Source organism: Streptomyces sp. NPDC057474 (genome assembly GCF_042802555.1).
Lineage (GTDB): Bacteria > Actinomycetota > Actinomycetes > Streptomycetales > Streptomycetaceae > Streptomyces.
Map to the genome: position 1 here is coordinate 16,128 of NZ_JBHVDX010000042.1, position 15,656 is coordinate 31,783.

Below are 15,656 nucleotides of genomic sequence, written 5' to 3' on the forward strand. Positions count from 1 at the left end.
GGGAACCGGGCTTGCGGTCTGAACCGGAGTGGGAGTCGGCCAGGTATGGAGCAGCAACTGCATCCAGGAAGCGAGGTACCGCCCGTTCCGGGTTCAGAGATCAGGTGCGAAGCCGGTCGATCCAGCGGTCCGGGTAACGGAATTCATCCTCGAGTACCGCAGCCTTTTCGAGGCGCCCAAGCTGTACGCGACCATCGTCGTCATTCTCGTCGAAGCGCTCGCGCTGATCGCCGCCGCCCGCTGGGCCGAACGCAGAGCCACGCCGTGGGCCGCCCCCAGGAAAGCCGCAAGGAGCACACGTGATTGAGATTCGAGGCGTCACCAAGAAGTTCACCGGCCGTGAAGGCAGCGAGGTTCACGCCCTCAGCGACGTCAACCTTACGGTCGGGGACAACGAGTTCCTCACCGTCCTGGGTCCCAGCGGATGCGGCAAGACGACCCTGCTGCGCGCGATCGCCGGCCTCATCGACTGGGACGAGGGCGACATCGTCGTCGACGGGGAGCCCGTACGCCGTCCGGGCCCCGACCGGGCCATGGTCTTCCAGAACTTCGCGCTGCTGCCCTGGGCCACGGTGCTGGACAACGTCGCCTTCGGCCTCGAGCTCCGTGGGGAGAGCCGGACGGTCCGGCACGCGAAGGCCCGCGAACTGATCGAACTGGTCGGTCTCGGCGGATTCGAGTCGAGGCTTCCCGGCGAGCGTCCGGCGGCATGCAGCAGCGGGTCGGTCTGGCCAGGGCACTGGCCGTCGAGCCGAACGTCCTGCTGATGGACGAGCCGTTCGGCGCGCTCGACGAGCAGACCCGGCGCATCCTCCAGGAGGAGCTGCTGTCGATCTGGGAGCGCCGGCGGCTGACGGTCGTCTTCATCACCCACAGCATGGAGGAGGCCGTACTGCTCGGGGACCGGGTCGTCCTCATGAGTCCGCGCCCCGGCCGCATCGCCGAGATCATCCCCGTCGACATCCCACGGCCCCGCTCGGCCGACGTCGGGGGCCTCGAACAGTCGCCGGAGTTCACCGCGATCACCTCGCGGCTCTGGGAGAGCCTGCGCACCATGCACCCCGACCACCGCACGTCCGCCCGCGCCGCGGCAGCGGCCGCGTCCGCCCAGGAGGTGGCCGGATGACCACCACGGCCCCGGCGGCCCGCACCACCGTACGAAGGATGCCGCGCGTCGCGGTGCCTCCCCCGCTGGTCGGACTGCTGGCAGGGGCGGTCCTCTGGGAAGCGGTCGCGCGCTCCGCCGACGCGGCCTTCCTCCCGCCGGCGAGTGCCGTCGTCGCCAGGCTGTGGGAGATGACCCTGGACGGGCTGATCCTGAGCAGTCTGGCCTCCAGCCTCACCAACCTCGTCCTCGGGTTCGCGATCTCCCTGGTCCTGGGGCTGACGCTCGGTGTGCTGATGGGCCGCTACCGCCGAGTGGACGCCGCGCTCGGCGTCTACATGTACGCCCTGCTCACGGCTCCGTCCCTGGTGTTCGCCCCGGTCTTCTTCTCGCTGTTCGGCCCGGGTCGGGCCTCGATCGTGGCCGTCGTGGTCATGTACTCGCTGTTCATCATCGTGATCAGCACCGCGTCCGCGGTACGGGCGGTCCCCGAGTAGCTGACCGAGATGGGCCGCCTCTACGGGGCGGGCGAGCGGCAACTCCTGGTGAAGGTCGTCGTCCCGGCCGCCCTGCCGCTGGCCATGGCCGGTATCCGCCTCGGCGTCGGCCGCGCGGTCACCGGAATGATCAACGGTGAGATGTTCATCGCCGTCGTGGGCCTCGGCCGGGTCCTCACCCAGGCGGGAGGCCGCTTCGACAGCGAGAGCGTCCTGGCCGTACTGCTCGCCGTCGTCCTCGTGGCCCTCGGCGCTGTCGGACTCGTCCAGTGGGCCGACCGCCGCGTCAACGGCTGGCTTCCTCGGACAGCGCGGGAGTGACGCCTCGGGGGAAGCAGTGGCCACGCCCCCGGGCAAGCCGTCGGTCGTTCGCGCGCAGTGGATCGGTGAGTCGGTCGTTGGTCAGTTCCTGACCAGCGGTCCTGTGGAGGGCGCCGCCAGGTGGCGGCGCCCACCTCGTCGTGCGTGAAGGATGCCGGCCACCCAACACTGCCGGGGCGAGCCGTCGTGCACCCTTCATGACAGACTGCCGGACGCAACGGCGGTCGGACTCTTGATACACACGGCGCGAACTTCCTACTGGCCCTCAATGGTGACCTTGTTGCCCCGCCGGTTGACTGCGAGGGCTCAACCAGTGCTCAGAGCAAGGCTGAGCAACAGCGCGTTCAGGGTGATGACGACAAGGCTCGCCATTCCTGAAAGCGCGGTGGTCAGAGGGCGGTTCACCCAGGGGCCCATGACGTCGCGCCGTCGTGTGAGGAGCACCAGCGGTACGAGGGCGAAGGGGATGCCGAATGACAGCGTCACCTGGCTGAGGACCAGGGCTTGGGTCGGGTCCATGCCCACGGTGAACAGGGCGAGGGCGATCGTGAGGGCGAGCGATCTGCGCAGGATGGCCGGGACACGGCGGCGTAGAAAGCCTTGCATCACCACCTCCCCGGCGTAGACCCCGACGCTGGTCGAGGCGAGGCCCGAGATGAGCAGGGCGATGGCGAAGAGGGCGGCGGCCGGCGCCCATGACACGGTGAACTGCTCGTACGCGCCGTGCAGGGTGGGCTTCGCGCCCGAGCCGTGCAGTGTCGCGGCAGCGGCCACCAGCATCGCCGTGTTCGCCACCGCGGCGACTCCCATCGCGAGGCCCAGATCGATCCGCAGGGCGCGCAGCACCACGGAGCGGTGCATTCCCCGGGTGCGGTACCGGCCTTCGCCTGCCAGGGCGGAGTGCAGATAGACCGCGTGCGGCATCACGGTGGCTCCCACGATGCCAGTAGCCAGGAGCAGGCTCTGGTCGCCGTCGAATCGGGGGACGAGCCCGGAGGCAACGGCGCCGGGCGCGGGGCCCGCTCGCAGGGTCAGGAGAACGAAGACTCCCGCCACGATTGCCAGCATCATCATCAGCACAGCTTCGAAACGCCGGGTGCGGATCGAGCGAATGGCGAGCAGGACGAACGAGGCGATGGTCACCAGGAGGGCGCCGGGCAGCAGGGGAAGACCGAAGAGCAGGTGCAAGGCGATGGCGCCGCCGATGAGTTCGGCGAGGTCCGTCATCACGATGACCACTTCGGCCTGAAGCCACAGACCCCAGACGACGGGGCGGGGGTACCGCTCCCGGCACACCTCGGGCAGACTGCGGCCGGTGGAGGCACCGAGTTTGGCGGAGAGGTACTGGAGCAGGACCGCCATCGCGCTCGCCGTCACGACGACCCACAGCAGCAGGTATCCGTAGCGGGTGCCGCTCTCCACACCCGTGGCGAAGTTCCCCGGGTCGACGTACGCGATCGCGGCGACGCACGCGGGTCCGAGCAGGGTGCGGGCGCGGACGGACCGGCGTGGCACGGCGCCCGGTTGCGCGGTGAGGGACTGGCTCATCGCAATCCTCCTTTCGTCTCGGCCAGACGGCACAGATACGCGTAGCCGGCCCGCAGCTGGTGGGGGGACCAGGTCTCCTCGCGCTTCTGCGCGACCTCGGCCGGGTCCGACCACATGGCAGGTCCCCCGGCGGCGAGGGCGTCGAGGTGGGTTCGGCAGGCGCGGTCCAGCAGCACCGCGTACATCACCGCCTCGGCGAGGTCCGTGCCGACGGTGACCAGGCCATGTCCGGCCATGAGGCAACCCGCTCCGGCGCCGAGGGCGGCGGCGAGACGGGCGCCCTGGGCGTGGTCGCTCACCAGCCGACCCGAGGGGTAGCGCGGAACGTCGGGGGTGACGAAGGGCACCGCATCGTGGGAGAGCGGCAGGAGCGGAACGCCGAGGGATGCGAAGGCCGTTGCCGCTCGGCCGTGAGTGTGCACCACGGCGCCGACGTCCGGGCGGGCGGCCATGATCTCGGTGTGGATGGGGGTTTCCAGGTGTGGCCTGCCCGTTCCGTTCTGGACGGCGCCCTCGGGAGAGACCAGCAGGACACGGCTGGGACTCACTTCCTCGAACCCCCAGCCGGACGCCTTCATCCATAGGCCGCGGCCCTCCGGGTCGCGCAGTGACACATGACCCCACACCAGATCGGACAGGCCTGCGGCGGCGAGGGCTCGGGACGCCAGGGCGACCTCTACGGCAAGTTGACGTTCCGCCATCGGTCAGCCCGACACAGGCGCGGCCGACAGCGGGTACTCACGCCGGACGTTCCACTCCGCCTCGGGTTCGTAGCCGTAGATCCAGTTCATGCCGAGCGGGGTGTCTCCGCCGCGCTCACGCGCCCGGAACAGTTCCTGCCGCCGCTCCCAGTCTCCGGCGTGCACCAAACGGCTGTTGGCGAGGGACTGTCGCTGGACGGCATGGGCGCGCGGGATACGTACGTCGCGGAAGCCTGCCAGGGCTGCCAGGGGATCATCGCGGCCGGCGTTCAGCCAGCGCGCGAGGGCGTAGGCATCCTCGAAGGCCTGGGCGGCACCCTGGCCGGCGTTGGGGAGCATCGGATGGGCTGCGTCCCCGATCAGCTGGATGCGGTCGTGCCCCCAGTCGGTGGAGGGCTCGCGGCCGAACAGTCCCCACTTGGAGCACTGGGTGACCGAATCGAGCAGAAGCTGCAACTCCGGTGCGGCGCCGGGGAAACAGGCTCGCATCCGGTCCGGGTCACCAGGCACGGACCAGCCCTCCTCCACCCATGAGTCAGCGTCGGACTGGGTGGTGATGTTGATGACCTCCCTGCCCCGCAGGTAGTAGGTCATGATGTGGCAGCCCTTGCCGATCCAGCCGATGAAGCCGTGTCGGCCCAGGATGCCTTCGGGCAGAGAGCGCCCGTCGAGCAGAGCCCGCCACACCATCTGACCGGTGAACCGCGCCTCGTCGGTTCCGTACAGGTACTGGCGGACCCGGGAGTGGATGCCGTCCGCGCCGATGACCAGGCCCGCCCGGAAGGCGGTGCCGTTCTCGAAGCGGAGGGTCACGCCGTCCGCGTGCTCGACCAGGTCGCTGCACCGGTGGCCGAGGTGGAGCCGGGCGGGATCGAGCGCCCGGACCAGGGTGTCGAGCAGGTCGGCACGGTGAAAGACGTAGTACGGGGCCCCGAAGCGTCCGGTGGGATGGTCGTCGTCGGTGAACGCCGTCTCGGCCAGCTGCTCGCCCGTGTACATGGACCGTTGGATCTGGCCGGTCGCCGCCGTCCCCGCGGCGGCGAGCGCCGGGCCGAGGCCCATCGCCGTCAGCGCCTTGGTGGCCTGCGGGCTGATGTTGATGCCCGCGCCGACCTCCCCCAGTCTGGTCGCCTGTTCGAAGACATGGACCTCGAATCCGTACCGGCTCAGGGCCGCGGCGGTGGTGAGTCCGCCGAGGCCGCCGCCGACCACGGCGATCGGAAGTGTTTCGGGCATGGAGGGGCCTTTCTCGGAGTGCGGGCAGGCGCGGCCGAACCTCGGAGCGCGGGGCAGAGCCCGCCGATTCTCGGAGCCGGGAGGAAGAGTCAGCCGAAGAGAGGCGCGGTCTCCGGCGTCAGGTTGACGGTCCTGAGTTCGTGGAAGGCCTCGATCCCGGCGCGTCCCAGTTCACGGCCGATGCCGGAGGCCTTCATGCCGCCGAACGGCGCGTGGGTGTTGTGGACGAAGGAATTGACACTGAAGGTGCCGGTGCGCACCGAGCGGGTCACCTGCGCCGCGGCCTGGGGGTCCTGCGTGAAGACCGCTCCATGCAGGCCGTAGGGGGAGTCCTCGGCGATGCGCAGGGCTTGTTCCAGGTCGGTGTAGGGCAGGACCACGGCGACGGGGCCGAAGATCTCTTCCTGGCAGATCCGCAGGGAGTTGTCGTCGCAGGCGAAGACCGTGGGTTGTACGTAGTAGCCGCGTTCGAGACCTTCCGGGGCTCCGCCGCCGCAGACCAGCCGCGCGCCCTCCGCCTTCCCCACGGAGATGTAGCCGAGGACGCGGTCACGCTGTGCCGCCGAGACCAGCGGACCCATGGTGGTGGCCGGGTCGCGGGGGTCTCCGACGGTGAAGGACTGTGCCGCGGCCGTCACGGCCTCGAGCCACTGGTCGTACTGGTGGGCCGGGACAAGGATCCGGCTGTAGGCGGAACAGGTCTGCCCGGTGTTGCCGAACGAGCCCATGGCGATGCCCCGTACCACGGTCGCGGGGTCCGCATCGGCCAGGACGATCGCGGCGGACTTGCCGCCGAGTTCGAGCTGCAGCCGGGTGAAACGGTCGGCGCAGGTGCGGGCGATGTGCCGGCCCGCCGCGGTGGAGCCGGTGAAGCTCACCTTGTCCACTCCGGGGTGAGCCACCAGGGCCTGTCCCGTGCTCGTTCCTCCGGTGACGAGGTTGAGGACTCCAGGGGGAAGGCCGGCCGCGGTGAGGGCCTCGGCCAGTGGGAAGACGTCCAACGGGGTCTCCGGCGCGGGCTTGTACACGACGCTGCAGCCGGTGACGAGGGCCGGGACGATCTTCGTGACGGCCATGTTGAAGGGGCTGTTCCAGGGGGCGATGGCGGCTACGACACCCACAGGTTCGCGCAGCACCGCCGTCGGCCCGTAGGGGGTCTGCAGCACCTCGCTCTCCGGGATTTCGAGTGCCGTCCGCAGGAAGAGGCGACCGGCGGCGGGTGCGCCGGGGATCTTCTTCGCGGCGATCGCGCTGGGCAGTCCCATCTCCGCTGTCACCAGCTCGGCGATCGACGGCAGCTGTGGTTCGAGGGCGTCGAGGGCGCGCTCCAGGAGGGTGACTCGCTCTTGGAGCGGCATCCGGCGCCACGGACCGTGATCGAAGGCCTCGCGCGCGGCGCCGACCGCCATGTCCACGTCGTCAGCGCCTGCGTCGGGCACCTGGCCCAGGACGTTTTCGGTGGAGGGGGAGACGACCTGGATCCGGTCGCCGGCCGACGGCTTGCGCCACTCGCCGCCGATCAGGAGGGTGTCGCGCACGGTGATGGTCATGTTCCTACTCCCGGCGTATACGGGCAGTGCCTCCGGTTGAGGCTGCTGCCGCCTCAGGTCGGAACATAGCGTTTGCAATGTTTGGCGGCAAGGGGTCAGCGTAACCTGCCCGTCGGGGTTGCGCGGGACCGGCGGCGGTCGGCCGGTCAGCCTCCCTGATGTCCCGCGGGTTCGGTCAGGGCGGCGGTCAGGGCCGAGAGCAGTCTGCGGGATCCGGCGATCTGACGGTCCGTCGCATGGGCTCGGTCGGCGCCGAACACCACGCGCTGATAGACGATGCCCTCGGCGATCGCGACGAGGATCTCGACGAGATCCTCGTCGTACGGGAGTCCCGCGTCGGCCAGCGCCGTGCGGGTGCGCTCCCGGTAGGCCTCCTGGTGACGCAAGGCCAACTCCTTCAGGTCCGGCTCGTGGCGAGCTCCGACGAACACCTCTGTCTGGAAGGCGGGGATCTCCGGGTGCTCCCGGAGCGAGGTGGCCAAATGCGCGAAGAGGTCCTCGAAGGATCCGCTGGGCTTTCGCAGGTACGACTGGGTCGTCTCCAGGCACAGCTCCAGGGAGGCTTCCAGCACTGCATTCAGGTTGGGGAAGTGATGGCGCAGGCTGCCCTGACTGACGCCCGCCTCCGCGGTCAGTGAGCGGTAAGTCAACTTCGCCAGACCGTCCCGGGCGACCAGCCTGATGGCGGCCCTGACCAGGGCTTGGCGGCCCTCGCCGTACGACGGCTTCGCCTGCTCGCTCCTCTTGCTGCCCGTGGCCATGGGTGTGCGGCTCCTTCGTCCGGTCGGCCCGGAAAGGCACGGTCGCACCTTCCCCTGGATCACCTTATGCGTGGCGACGACAGGCGATCGCGCGGTGTGGCGAGTTCTGTTCGCGGCAGGTGGTGGAGTCGGCGGGGTGCCGGCGCCCGCTTTCGAGAAAAACCAAACAAGGCACTTGCAATGTTTGTCGAGTGGGGCGCACGATGACGCACATGCCGACGGCGGCGGAGCGTCCCCCGCACCATGGCGACAACTGTGCCCCCGTTCCTCTTCCAGGAGGGCATCACTCATGACCAAGAAGTTTCACCTCGGCTTCTTCAGCTCATTCTCGCCACCGGCCTGGCATGCCGCCACCGACCGGGCACACGGCGAGGACTGGTGGAGCGGCGAATACCATGCCCGCCTGGCCCGGCGCGTCGAGGAGGCCTGTTTCGACTTCCTCTTCTTCGAGGACACCAGTGGTGTCTCGCGCACGCTCGGCGGCTCCATGGCCACCGACCTGACCAACAGCCTGAGTACGCCGAAGAATGATCCGGTGGCGCTGCTCAGTTACCTCTCGGCCGTCACCAGTCGGCTGGGGCTCATCGCGACCGGGTCGACCACTCTCTATCCGCCCTATCTCCTGGCCCGGCTCTACAGCACGATCGACGGCCTGAGCCGGGGCCGCGCCGGCTGGAACGTCGTGACCTCCAGCGAGGAGGAGTCCGCTCACAACTACGGACTCGACGCCCTGCCACCGCCCGCCGAACGCTATGAGCGGGCCCAGGAGTTCGTGGACGTCGCCCGCGCATTGTGGGACTCCTGGGAGGACGGGGCAGTACTGCGCGACTACGACCACCGTGTGCACGTCGACCCCGCGAAGGTCCACGAGATCAACCACATCGGCAAGCACTTCAAGGTCCGCGGGCCGCTCAACTCGATGCCCTCGCCGCAGCGCACCCCCGTACTCGCGCAGGCCGGAGGCTCACCCACCGGCCGGGACTTCGCCGCGCGCAACGCCGAGCTGATCATGGCGACGACCATCGGCGGCATCCAAGCGATGAAGGCCTTCCGCGAGGACATCCACGCCCGGATGAAGAGCTTCGGTCGCGATCCGTCCGAATGCCGCATCATGTACGCCACACACCTCCATGTCACCGAGGACGGACGCGACCCACGCGACGCCGTGACCGAGACCGAACTGGCCTCCATGCTCGGAAAACACGCCGCACACATCGGTGTGGACCTCTTCCGGTACGACCTGGACCGACCGCTGCCCGACGACGTCCACGCCAACGGCACGACCAGCATGCTGGACTCCATCAAGGCCAAGGGCCGCCAGGGCATCAGCCTGCGTGACGCGATCATCGACGTCTGCCTCGGCGACGACGAACTGGGCGTCACCGGCACCGCCGACCGTGTGGCCGACAATCTCGCCGACGTCATGGAACAGGTCGGCGGCGACGGCTACATCATCATGGCCACCCAAAACGCCAACGCGGCACACACCGACGCCATCCTCGACGGCGTCGTCCCCGCCCTGCAGAAGCTGGGGGCCGTCCGCACCTCCTACTCCGGCACAACCCTGCGCGAGAACCTCTTCGCCTTCTGAACCGGCGGCCGTCGCCGCCCAGCCGCCACGACGGCAACGCCGAAGCCCGCCTCCTGATGTCGACGGTCGTTCCGACCGAACAGCCCGCACGCCCTGCCACCCCCAGCCCGTGGTCCCGGCCGCACATACCGCGGCGTGCTCCGTGCTGCCCGAAAGTCTCTCCGCTCCTCGATCCACCCCCCACGTTGTCCTGTCGCCCCACTCGCTCACGTTCTGTGGAAGGCCCGCGATGACAACCTCCGACACCCAACCACCCACCGCCGCAGCACCAGCCCGCTCCGAGCTGCGCGCCGGCGTGATCTCCCCGCGCAAGGCGCTCTTCTTCGGCCTGTCCGGCCTCGCTCTCCCGAGCGTCATGTCTGGCGAGGGCGGCAAGATGGCCCTGGTCTCCGGCTGGAGTTCCTGGCTCGCGATGCTCCTCGGCTCGGCCATGGCCCTGCTGATCGCCCTGGTCGTCGTGCGCTTCGCCCGACGGCACCTGGCCACGGGCTCCCTGATGTCGTACGTCGGCATCGAAGCAGGTCCCCGAGCAGGCGCGCTCACGGGCGCGGCGCTGCTCGTCGGGTACGTCGCCGCGCTGGTCCTGACGGCGTCGATCTCCCTGGTCTTCCTCTTCAGCTTCCTGCGGGGCATCGGTCTCGACGTCACCGGCGGTGCTCTGGAAGCGCTGCTCGGCACGGCCCTGCTGGCCGCCGGGTTCTTCCTGAGCAGGCGGGGGATCGCCCTCTCCGTCAACTCCGCAGTGATCCTGGGCTGGTCCAGCCTGCCGTTCGTCGTGGTCATCATGGTCGCCGCGATCGCCCGGCACGGCGTCGACCCCGGCCCGCAGTTCGCCCTGCAGGGATTCGACGCGGGCACCTTCACGCAGGCCACCGTGATGGCCTTCGGCATCTACGCCGGCTTCGAGGGATTCACCGCCCTGGCGAAGGAGACGCAAGACCCGCGGCGCACCATCCCGCGCCTGCTGGTCACCGTTGTCGCCACCCTCGGTGTCGCGTCCACCCTCGGGGTCTTCCTCACCCTCCCGATCATGATGGAGCACTCGGACGAGCTTCTTCAGGGCAGTTCTCCGCTCTACATCCTCTCCGAGGCCGGCCACGTCACGGCCCTGGGCTCGGTCCTCGACCTGCTCATGTTCGTCACACTGCTCAGCGTCGTCCTCGTCTACCTCAGCGAGGCCGGCCGGGTCGCCGCCACCGCGGCCGAGAGCGGCTTGCTGCCGAGATCCCTCGCCGCGATCGACGCCCGGCACAGCACACCCGCGCGGGCCATGCTCCTGCTCACCGGACTGGCCACGGGCATCCTCGTCGCCTTCCTCACCATCGGCCAACGGCCCATCTTCACGATCTTCCTGTCCGCCGCCGCGATGCTCTCCTACGCCTGGTTCACCGCCTACGTGCTCATCGCCGTCGCGGGGATCGTCCACGCCGTGCGCAACCGCGACCTCCTGTTCGGCGCCCTGTCCCTGCTGAGCGCGGTCACCACCACCGCCACCGCGGTCTACTCCCTGGCCGATCAGCAGTCCGGCAGCTCGCTGCGGGCCATGCCGTGGATCGCGCTCGGCGCGATCGCGGTGCTCTGGCTCGCGTCCCTGGCCGCGCGGCGCGCGCGGCCCTCGACCGCCGAGGTGTAGCAGGCCGCATCAGCCGCCTGCCGGAGCACGGCACCGCTGTACCCCGGCAGGGGCCGTCGGCCCCGCCCCAGGCCACCAGTAGAAAAGGAAGCACACCTTGAAGGAACAGCCCACGCCGGACACCGACGTCGTCATCGTCGGCGGAGGCTTCGCAGGGGTCGCCGCCGCGCGGGACCTCAGCCGGAGCGGAGCCCGAGTCGTACTCCTGGAGGCCCGGGACCGGCTCGGCGGCCGCACCTGGTTCCGCGAGAGCCCCCTCGGCCGTCCCCTCGAACTCGGCGGAACCTTCGTCCACTGGCTTCAGCCGCACGTCTGGGCCGAGATGACGGCGGCCGGACTCGAACTGGAACCCAGCCCGGGAGTGGAAGAAATCTACTGGCTCGCGGGCGGGGAGGTGCACCGCGCCGGAATGGAGGAGTACACACGGCACGTCGTTCCCGGCATGGACGGCCTGACCGGACTGGCGCGCGAGGCCTTCCCGCAGCCACACCGCCCGCTGCCGCTCACCGAACTCGCCCGCGAGGCCGACCGCACTCCACTGACCCGCCGTCTGGAGCAGCTCGGCCTCACCCCGGAGGAGACCGAAGTCGCCCGCAGCCGCTGGACGTTGTCGTTCAACGGCTCACCCGACGAGGGTTCCTGGGCGCAGGCCCTGCGCCTGGCGGCCCTGTGCGGCGGCGACTGGCGCATGATGAGCGAGGCCAACCGCGCCTACACCGTGGCCGGGGGCACCGGCCGACTGCTGGAAGCGGTGCACCGGGGATCGACCGCGGACGTGCGGCTGGGCGTCACCGTCACCGCCGTGCATCACGACGCACACGGCGTCGAGGTGGTCTGTGCCGACGGCAGCCGGATCACCGCCCGGCACGTCGTACTCACCCTGCCGCTCAACATCCTCGACGCCATCGACGTACACCCCCCGCTCTCCCCGGGCAAACAGGCGGCCGGCGAGCGCGGGCAGGTGTCCAGCGGAGTCAAGGTGTGGATGCGCGCCCGCGGCCGTATCCGCCCCTTCATCGCCTTCGCCTCGGACGACTACCCGCTCACGATGGCCGGCACCGAGTACGAGCAGGACGGCGACACCATCCTGCTCGCCTTCGGCCCGCACTCGGCCAAGCTCGACGTCACCGACGTACACGCCGTACAGGCCGCCGTACGCCAGTGGCGGCCGGAGATCGAGATCACCGCCGTCGACGCGCACGACTGGACCGCCGACCCGCTCTCCGGCGAGACCTGGTTCATGGCCCGCCCCGGCCACCTCGAACACGCACTCGCCGAACTCCAGCGCCCCGAGGGCCGGGTCCGTCTCGCGGGCGGCGACTACGCCTCCGGCTGGGCCGGCTACATCGACGGGGCCCTGGAGAGCGGACGCCGCGCCGCCCGGGAGATCAGCACCGCGCTGGAGAAGGAGAAGGAGACATCGTGACCATCATCCCCGCCATGACGGCGCCCGACCCTGCGGACCCCGCCGGGCTGAGGGCGGCCTACGGAACATTCCCCACCGGCGTGACCGCGGTCTGCGCCCTGCGCGACGGCAACCCCGTCGGATTCGCCGCCAGTTCCTTTGTGCCCGTCTCGCTCGATCCTCCCCTGGTGTCGGTCTGCGTCCAGCACTCCTCGACAACCTGGCCGCTGCTCGTCGACCGGCCGCGCCTGGGCCTGTCCGTGCTCGGCGACGGGCAGGGCGCCACCTGCCGAAGGCTCGCCTCGAAGACCGGTGACCGGTTCGCCGGCCTCGATGTGACCGTGACGGACGACGGCGCCGTGCTGATTCCCGACGCCGTTGCCTGGCTGGACTGTTCGATCCACGAGATCGTCCCGGCCGGCGATCACGACCTGGTCCTGCTGCAGGTCGAGGCGATGCGGGTGCGGGCCGGTGTTCCGCCACTGGTCTTCCACGCCAGCGGCTTCCACTCCCTCACCGCGCTCGCCGCCCCGGCGGCGTGAACAAGACGCCCCCATCGATCCCACCCTTCAAGGAGCAGCAGTGACCGTCACCGTCGTCGTGGGCAACCCCAAGCCCGCTTCCCGCACCCTGGTCGCCGCGACCCTGCTCGCCGAGAAGCTCACGGGCCGTGCGCCCGGCACCGGCGCCGACCACACCATCGATCTCGTGGAGCTCGGCCCCGGTCTGCTCGGCTGGGGGGACGAGGCCGTCGGCAAGGCGATACGTACCGTGCAGGAGTCGTCCCTCGTCGTCTTCGCCAGCCCCACCTTCAAAGCCACCTACACCGGTCTGCTCAAGCTCTTCCTAGACCAGTTCGCCGGCGGTACGGGACTGCGGGATGTCGTCAGCGTCCCGCTCATGCTCGGCGCGGGTCCCGCTCACGCACTCGCTCCGGAGCTGACGCTCAAGCCGGTCCTGTCCGAGCTGGGCGGCACCTGCGCCCTGCCCGGTCTCTACCTGCTGGACTCCGCGTACGCCGACGGCCCTCAGCTCGACGCCTACGCCGAGCGCTGGGCTCCGGTCGTGCGCGCGCTGACCGAAACCGCTTCGCGATGACCGCCGTAGCGCTCGAAGTGGCCGACAAGCAGGACGTGGCCCACGGGGTCGTGTCGCTCACCCTGGCGCACCCCGAAGGCAGCCGGTTGCCCGACTGGACGCCGGGCTCCCACATCGATCTCGTCCTGCCCGAGGGTACGGTCCGGCAGTACTCGCTGTGCGGGGACCGCTGGGACGCCCACGGTTACCGCGTCGCGGTGCTGCGCGAACCGCGGAGCCGCGGCGGATCGGCGTACGTCCACGACGAGTTGCGTCCCGGAGACCGGGTCGGTGTGGGCGGGCCACGGAACCATTTCCCCCTGGTGCCCTCGGAGAAGTACCTGTTCATCGCGGGCGGGATCGGTATCACACCGTTGCTGCCGATGCTCCACCAGGTCGAACTCATGGGAGCAGAATGGCAGTTGCTGTACGGCGGCCGCTCTCGCAGCTCCATGGCCTTTCGCGACGAGCTGGAGACGTACGGCAAGCGTGTCCACATCGTTCCGCAGGACGAGGAAGGGCTGCTCGACCTGGCCGCGTGGCTCGGCACACCGTGCACCGACACCAAGGTCTACTGCTGCGGCCCGGCGCCGCTGCTCACGGCGGTGGAGGCGGCCTGCGCGCCCTGGCCCGCGTACGCGCTGCGCACCGAAAGGTTCGCCGCCGAACTCAGCGCTCCTGTCCGTGACGGGCCCTTCGAGGTCGAACTGCGGCGCACCGGACGCCGGGTGACCGTGACTCCCGACGTCTCCGTGCTCGACGCCGTGCGCGCCGCCGGCGCCGAGGTGCTCTCTTCGTGCGAGCAGGGCACCTGCGGAACCTGCCTCACCCCGGTCCTGGCCGGGAGGCCCGACCACCGGGACACGATCCTCGCCGACCACGAACGCGCCGCGGGCGACTGCATGTTGCCGTGTGTCTCCCGCGCTCTCGACGACCGCCTCGTCCTGGACCTGTGACACCGCGCTCACAACTCCCTGGAGCCACCATGTCCACCGCCACGAACACCGCGGCGAAACTGCCGGGTCTGGATGTTGACCCGTTCGCCCCCGACGTCCTCGCGCACCCCGAACCGCTGCACCAGGTGCTGCGCGAGGCCGGGCCCGTCGTCCGCCTCACGCGCTACGACGTGTACGGTCTCGGCCGCCACGCCGAGGTGCAGGCCGCCCTGACGGACTGGCAGCACTTCGAGTCCGGAGCCGGGGTGGGCCTCGCCGACTTCCGCCGTGAGAAGCCGTGGCGCCGGCCGAGTCTGCTGCTGGAAGCCGACCCTCCGCACCATGACGCCCCCCGCCGGGTCCTGCGCGAGTTGCTCGCCCCGCCCGCTCTGCGGCGACTGCGTGAGCAGTGGGCCACCGCAGCCGAGTCCGTCGTCGACGAAGTGCTGTCCGGTGCTGCCGAGTGCGACGCGGTGCGGGTTCTCGCGCAGGCCTTTCCCTTGAAGGTCTTCCCGGACGCCGTGGGACTGGGGCCGGACGGCAGGGAGAATCTGCTGCCATACGGCAACCTGGCGTTCAACGCCTTCGGACCGGTCAACGAACTGGTGACGGCGGATGCCCACCGGGTCGCCGGTCTGACGGAGTGGGTGGACGCGCAGTGCGCCCGCGAGGCCCTGACCGACGACGGATTCGGCGCCCGCATCTGGGCCGCCGCCGACCGGGGAGACCTGACCCACGACCAGGCCCCGCTGGTGGTGCGCTCCCTGCTCACCGCCGGTGTGGACACGACGGTGCACGGCCTCGCCGCCGCGCTGTATGCCTTCTCCACCCACCCCGACCAGTGGCGGCTGCTCCGTGCTCGGCCCCAGCTGGCACGTGTGGCGTTCGACGAGGCGGTCCGCTGGCAGTCCCCGGTGCAGACCTTCTTCCGCACGGCGACCGCCGACGTGGAGATCGGAGGAACCCTCATACCCAAGGGGACGAAGATCCTGATGTTCCTCGGGTCCGCCAACCGCGACCCCGCGCGCTGGAACGATCCCGACCGGTTCGATCTCACCCGAGACCCCTCCGGCCACGTCGGCTTCGGCATGGGCATCCATCAGTGCGTGGGCCAGCACGTGGCCCGCCTGGAGGCCGAGGCGCTGCTCACCGCACTGGCCCGCCGCGTCGAGCGGATCGAACCGGCCGGCGCGCCGCGGCGCCACCTCAACAACACCCTGCGCGCCTGGCACTCCCTGCCCGTCCGCCTGCACACCGCGTGAACCCGGCGCCCGTACGAACGAGAGGAATCAACGG

At 70.1% G+C, this 15,656-nt stretch carries 13 protein-coding genes and 2 pseudogenes; 10 read left to right on the top strand and 5 right to left on the bottom strand.

Annotation, left to right across the window (positions count from 1 at the left end; translation table 11 throughout):
* The first annotated feature begins 28 nt into the window (after positions 1-28).
* From ACFU53_RS15080 to ACFU53_RS15090, 3 genes and pseudogenes are all read left to right on the top strand, one after another.
* Positions 29-307, top strand: coding sequence for a hypothetical protein (locus tag ACFU53_RS15080; protein ID WP_383991180.1), 279 nt, complete (start codon positions 29-31; stop codon positions 305-307).
* Positions 300-1,126: pseudogene (locus ACFU53_RS15085) on the top strand (ABC transporter ATP-binding protein). Before ACFU53_RS15080 ends, ACFU53_RS15085 begins: the two are co-directional and overlap by 8 nt.
* Before the next feature lie 170 nt (positions 1,127-1,296).
* Positions 1,297-1,923: pseudogene (locus ACFU53_RS15090) on the top strand (ABC transporter permease).
* A 306-nt stretch (positions 1,924-2,229) separates the two neighbouring features.
* Here ACFU53_RS15090 and ACFU53_RS15095 read toward each other — a convergent pair.
* The 5 genes from ACFU53_RS15095 to ACFU53_RS15115 form a co-directional block, all read right to left on the bottom strand.
* A complete protein-coding gene (locus ACFU53_RS15095) occupies positions 2,230-3,471 on the bottom strand; it encodes an Nramp family divalent metal transporter (protein ID WP_383991183.1) in 1,242 nt (413 codons plus the stop codon).
* Positions 3,468-4,172 (bottom strand): class II aldolase/adducin family protein, encoded by a 705-nt coding sequence (locus tag ACFU53_RS15100; RefSeq protein WP_383991186.1) that lies wholly within the window; start codon positions 4,170-4,172, stop codon positions 3,468-3,470. The genes ACFU53_RS15095 and ACFU53_RS15100 overlap by 4 nt, the downstream gene beginning before the upstream one ends.
* A gap of 3 nt (positions 4,173-4,175) precedes the next feature.
* Complete coding sequence (locus ACFU53_RS15105; protein WP_383991189.1) at positions 4,176-5,408, bottom strand: FAD-dependent monooxygenase; 1,233 nt, start codon at positions 5,406-5,408, stop codon at positions 4,176-4,178.
* 89 nt (positions 5,409-5,497) lie between these two features.
* Positions 5,498-6,958 (bottom strand): aldehyde dehydrogenase, encoded by a 1,461-nt coding sequence (locus tag ACFU53_RS15110; protein WP_383991192.1) that lies wholly within the window; start codon positions 6,956-6,958, stop codon positions 5,498-5,500.
* A gap of 146 nt (positions 6,959-7,104) precedes the next feature.
* Positions 7,105-7,719: a TetR/AcrR family transcriptional regulator gene (locus ACFU53_RS15115; protein ID WP_383991195.1), complete on the bottom strand. Its 615-nt coding sequence runs from the start codon at positions 7,717-7,719 to the stop codon at positions 7,105-7,107.
* 289 nt (positions 7,720-8,008) lie between these two features.
* Between ACFU53_RS15115 and ACFU53_RS15120 the strand changes: the two genes are divergently transcribed.
* From ACFU53_RS15120 to ACFU53_RS15150, 7 genes are all read left to right on the top strand, one after another.
* Positions 8,009-9,310, top strand: a complete 1,302-nt coding sequence (locus ACFU53_RS15120; protein WP_383991198.1) for an NtaA/DmoA family FMN-dependent monooxygenase — start codon at positions 8,009-8,011, stop codon at positions 9,308-9,310.
* 229 nt (positions 9,311-9,539) lie between these two features.
* Entirely contained in the window at positions 9,540-10,943 is a 1,404-nt protein-coding gene (locus ACFU53_RS15125) for an APC family permease (protein WP_383991201.1), read from the top strand.
* A 97-nt stretch (positions 10,944-11,040) separates the two neighbouring features.
* Positions 11,041-12,369 (top strand): flavin monoamine oxidase family protein, encoded by a 1,329-nt coding sequence (locus ACFU53_RS15130; RefSeq protein ID WP_383991204.1) that lies wholly within the window; start codon positions 11,041-11,043, stop codon positions 12,367-12,369.
* The gene (locus tag ACFU53_RS15135) at positions 12,366-12,890 is read left to right on the top strand and encodes a flavin reductase family protein (protein WP_383991206.1); all 525 of its coding nucleotides are present in this window, start codon (positions 12,366-12,368) and stop codon (positions 12,888-12,890) included. The genes ACFU53_RS15130 and ACFU53_RS15135 overlap by 4 nt, the downstream gene beginning before the upstream one ends.
* A 40-nt stretch (positions 12,891-12,930) precedes the next feature.
* Positions 12,931-13,446, top strand: a complete 516-nt coding sequence (locus ACFU53_RS15140) for an NADPH-dependent FMN reductase (protein ID WP_383991208.1) — start codon at positions 12,931-12,933, stop codon at positions 13,444-13,446.
* Entirely contained in the window at positions 13,443-14,381 is a 939-nt protein-coding gene (locus ACFU53_RS15145; RefSeq protein ID WP_383991211.1) for a PDR/VanB family oxidoreductase, read from the top strand. Before ACFU53_RS15140 ends, ACFU53_RS15145 begins: the two co-directional genes overlap by 4 nt.
* 29 nt (positions 14,382-14,410) lie before the next feature.
* Positions 14,411-15,622, top strand: coding sequence for a cytochrome P450 (locus ACFU53_RS15150; protein ID WP_383991214.1), 1,212 nt, complete (start codon positions 14,411-14,413; stop codon positions 15,620-15,622).
* The last annotated feature ends 34 nt before the right edge of the window (positions 15,623-15,656 follow it).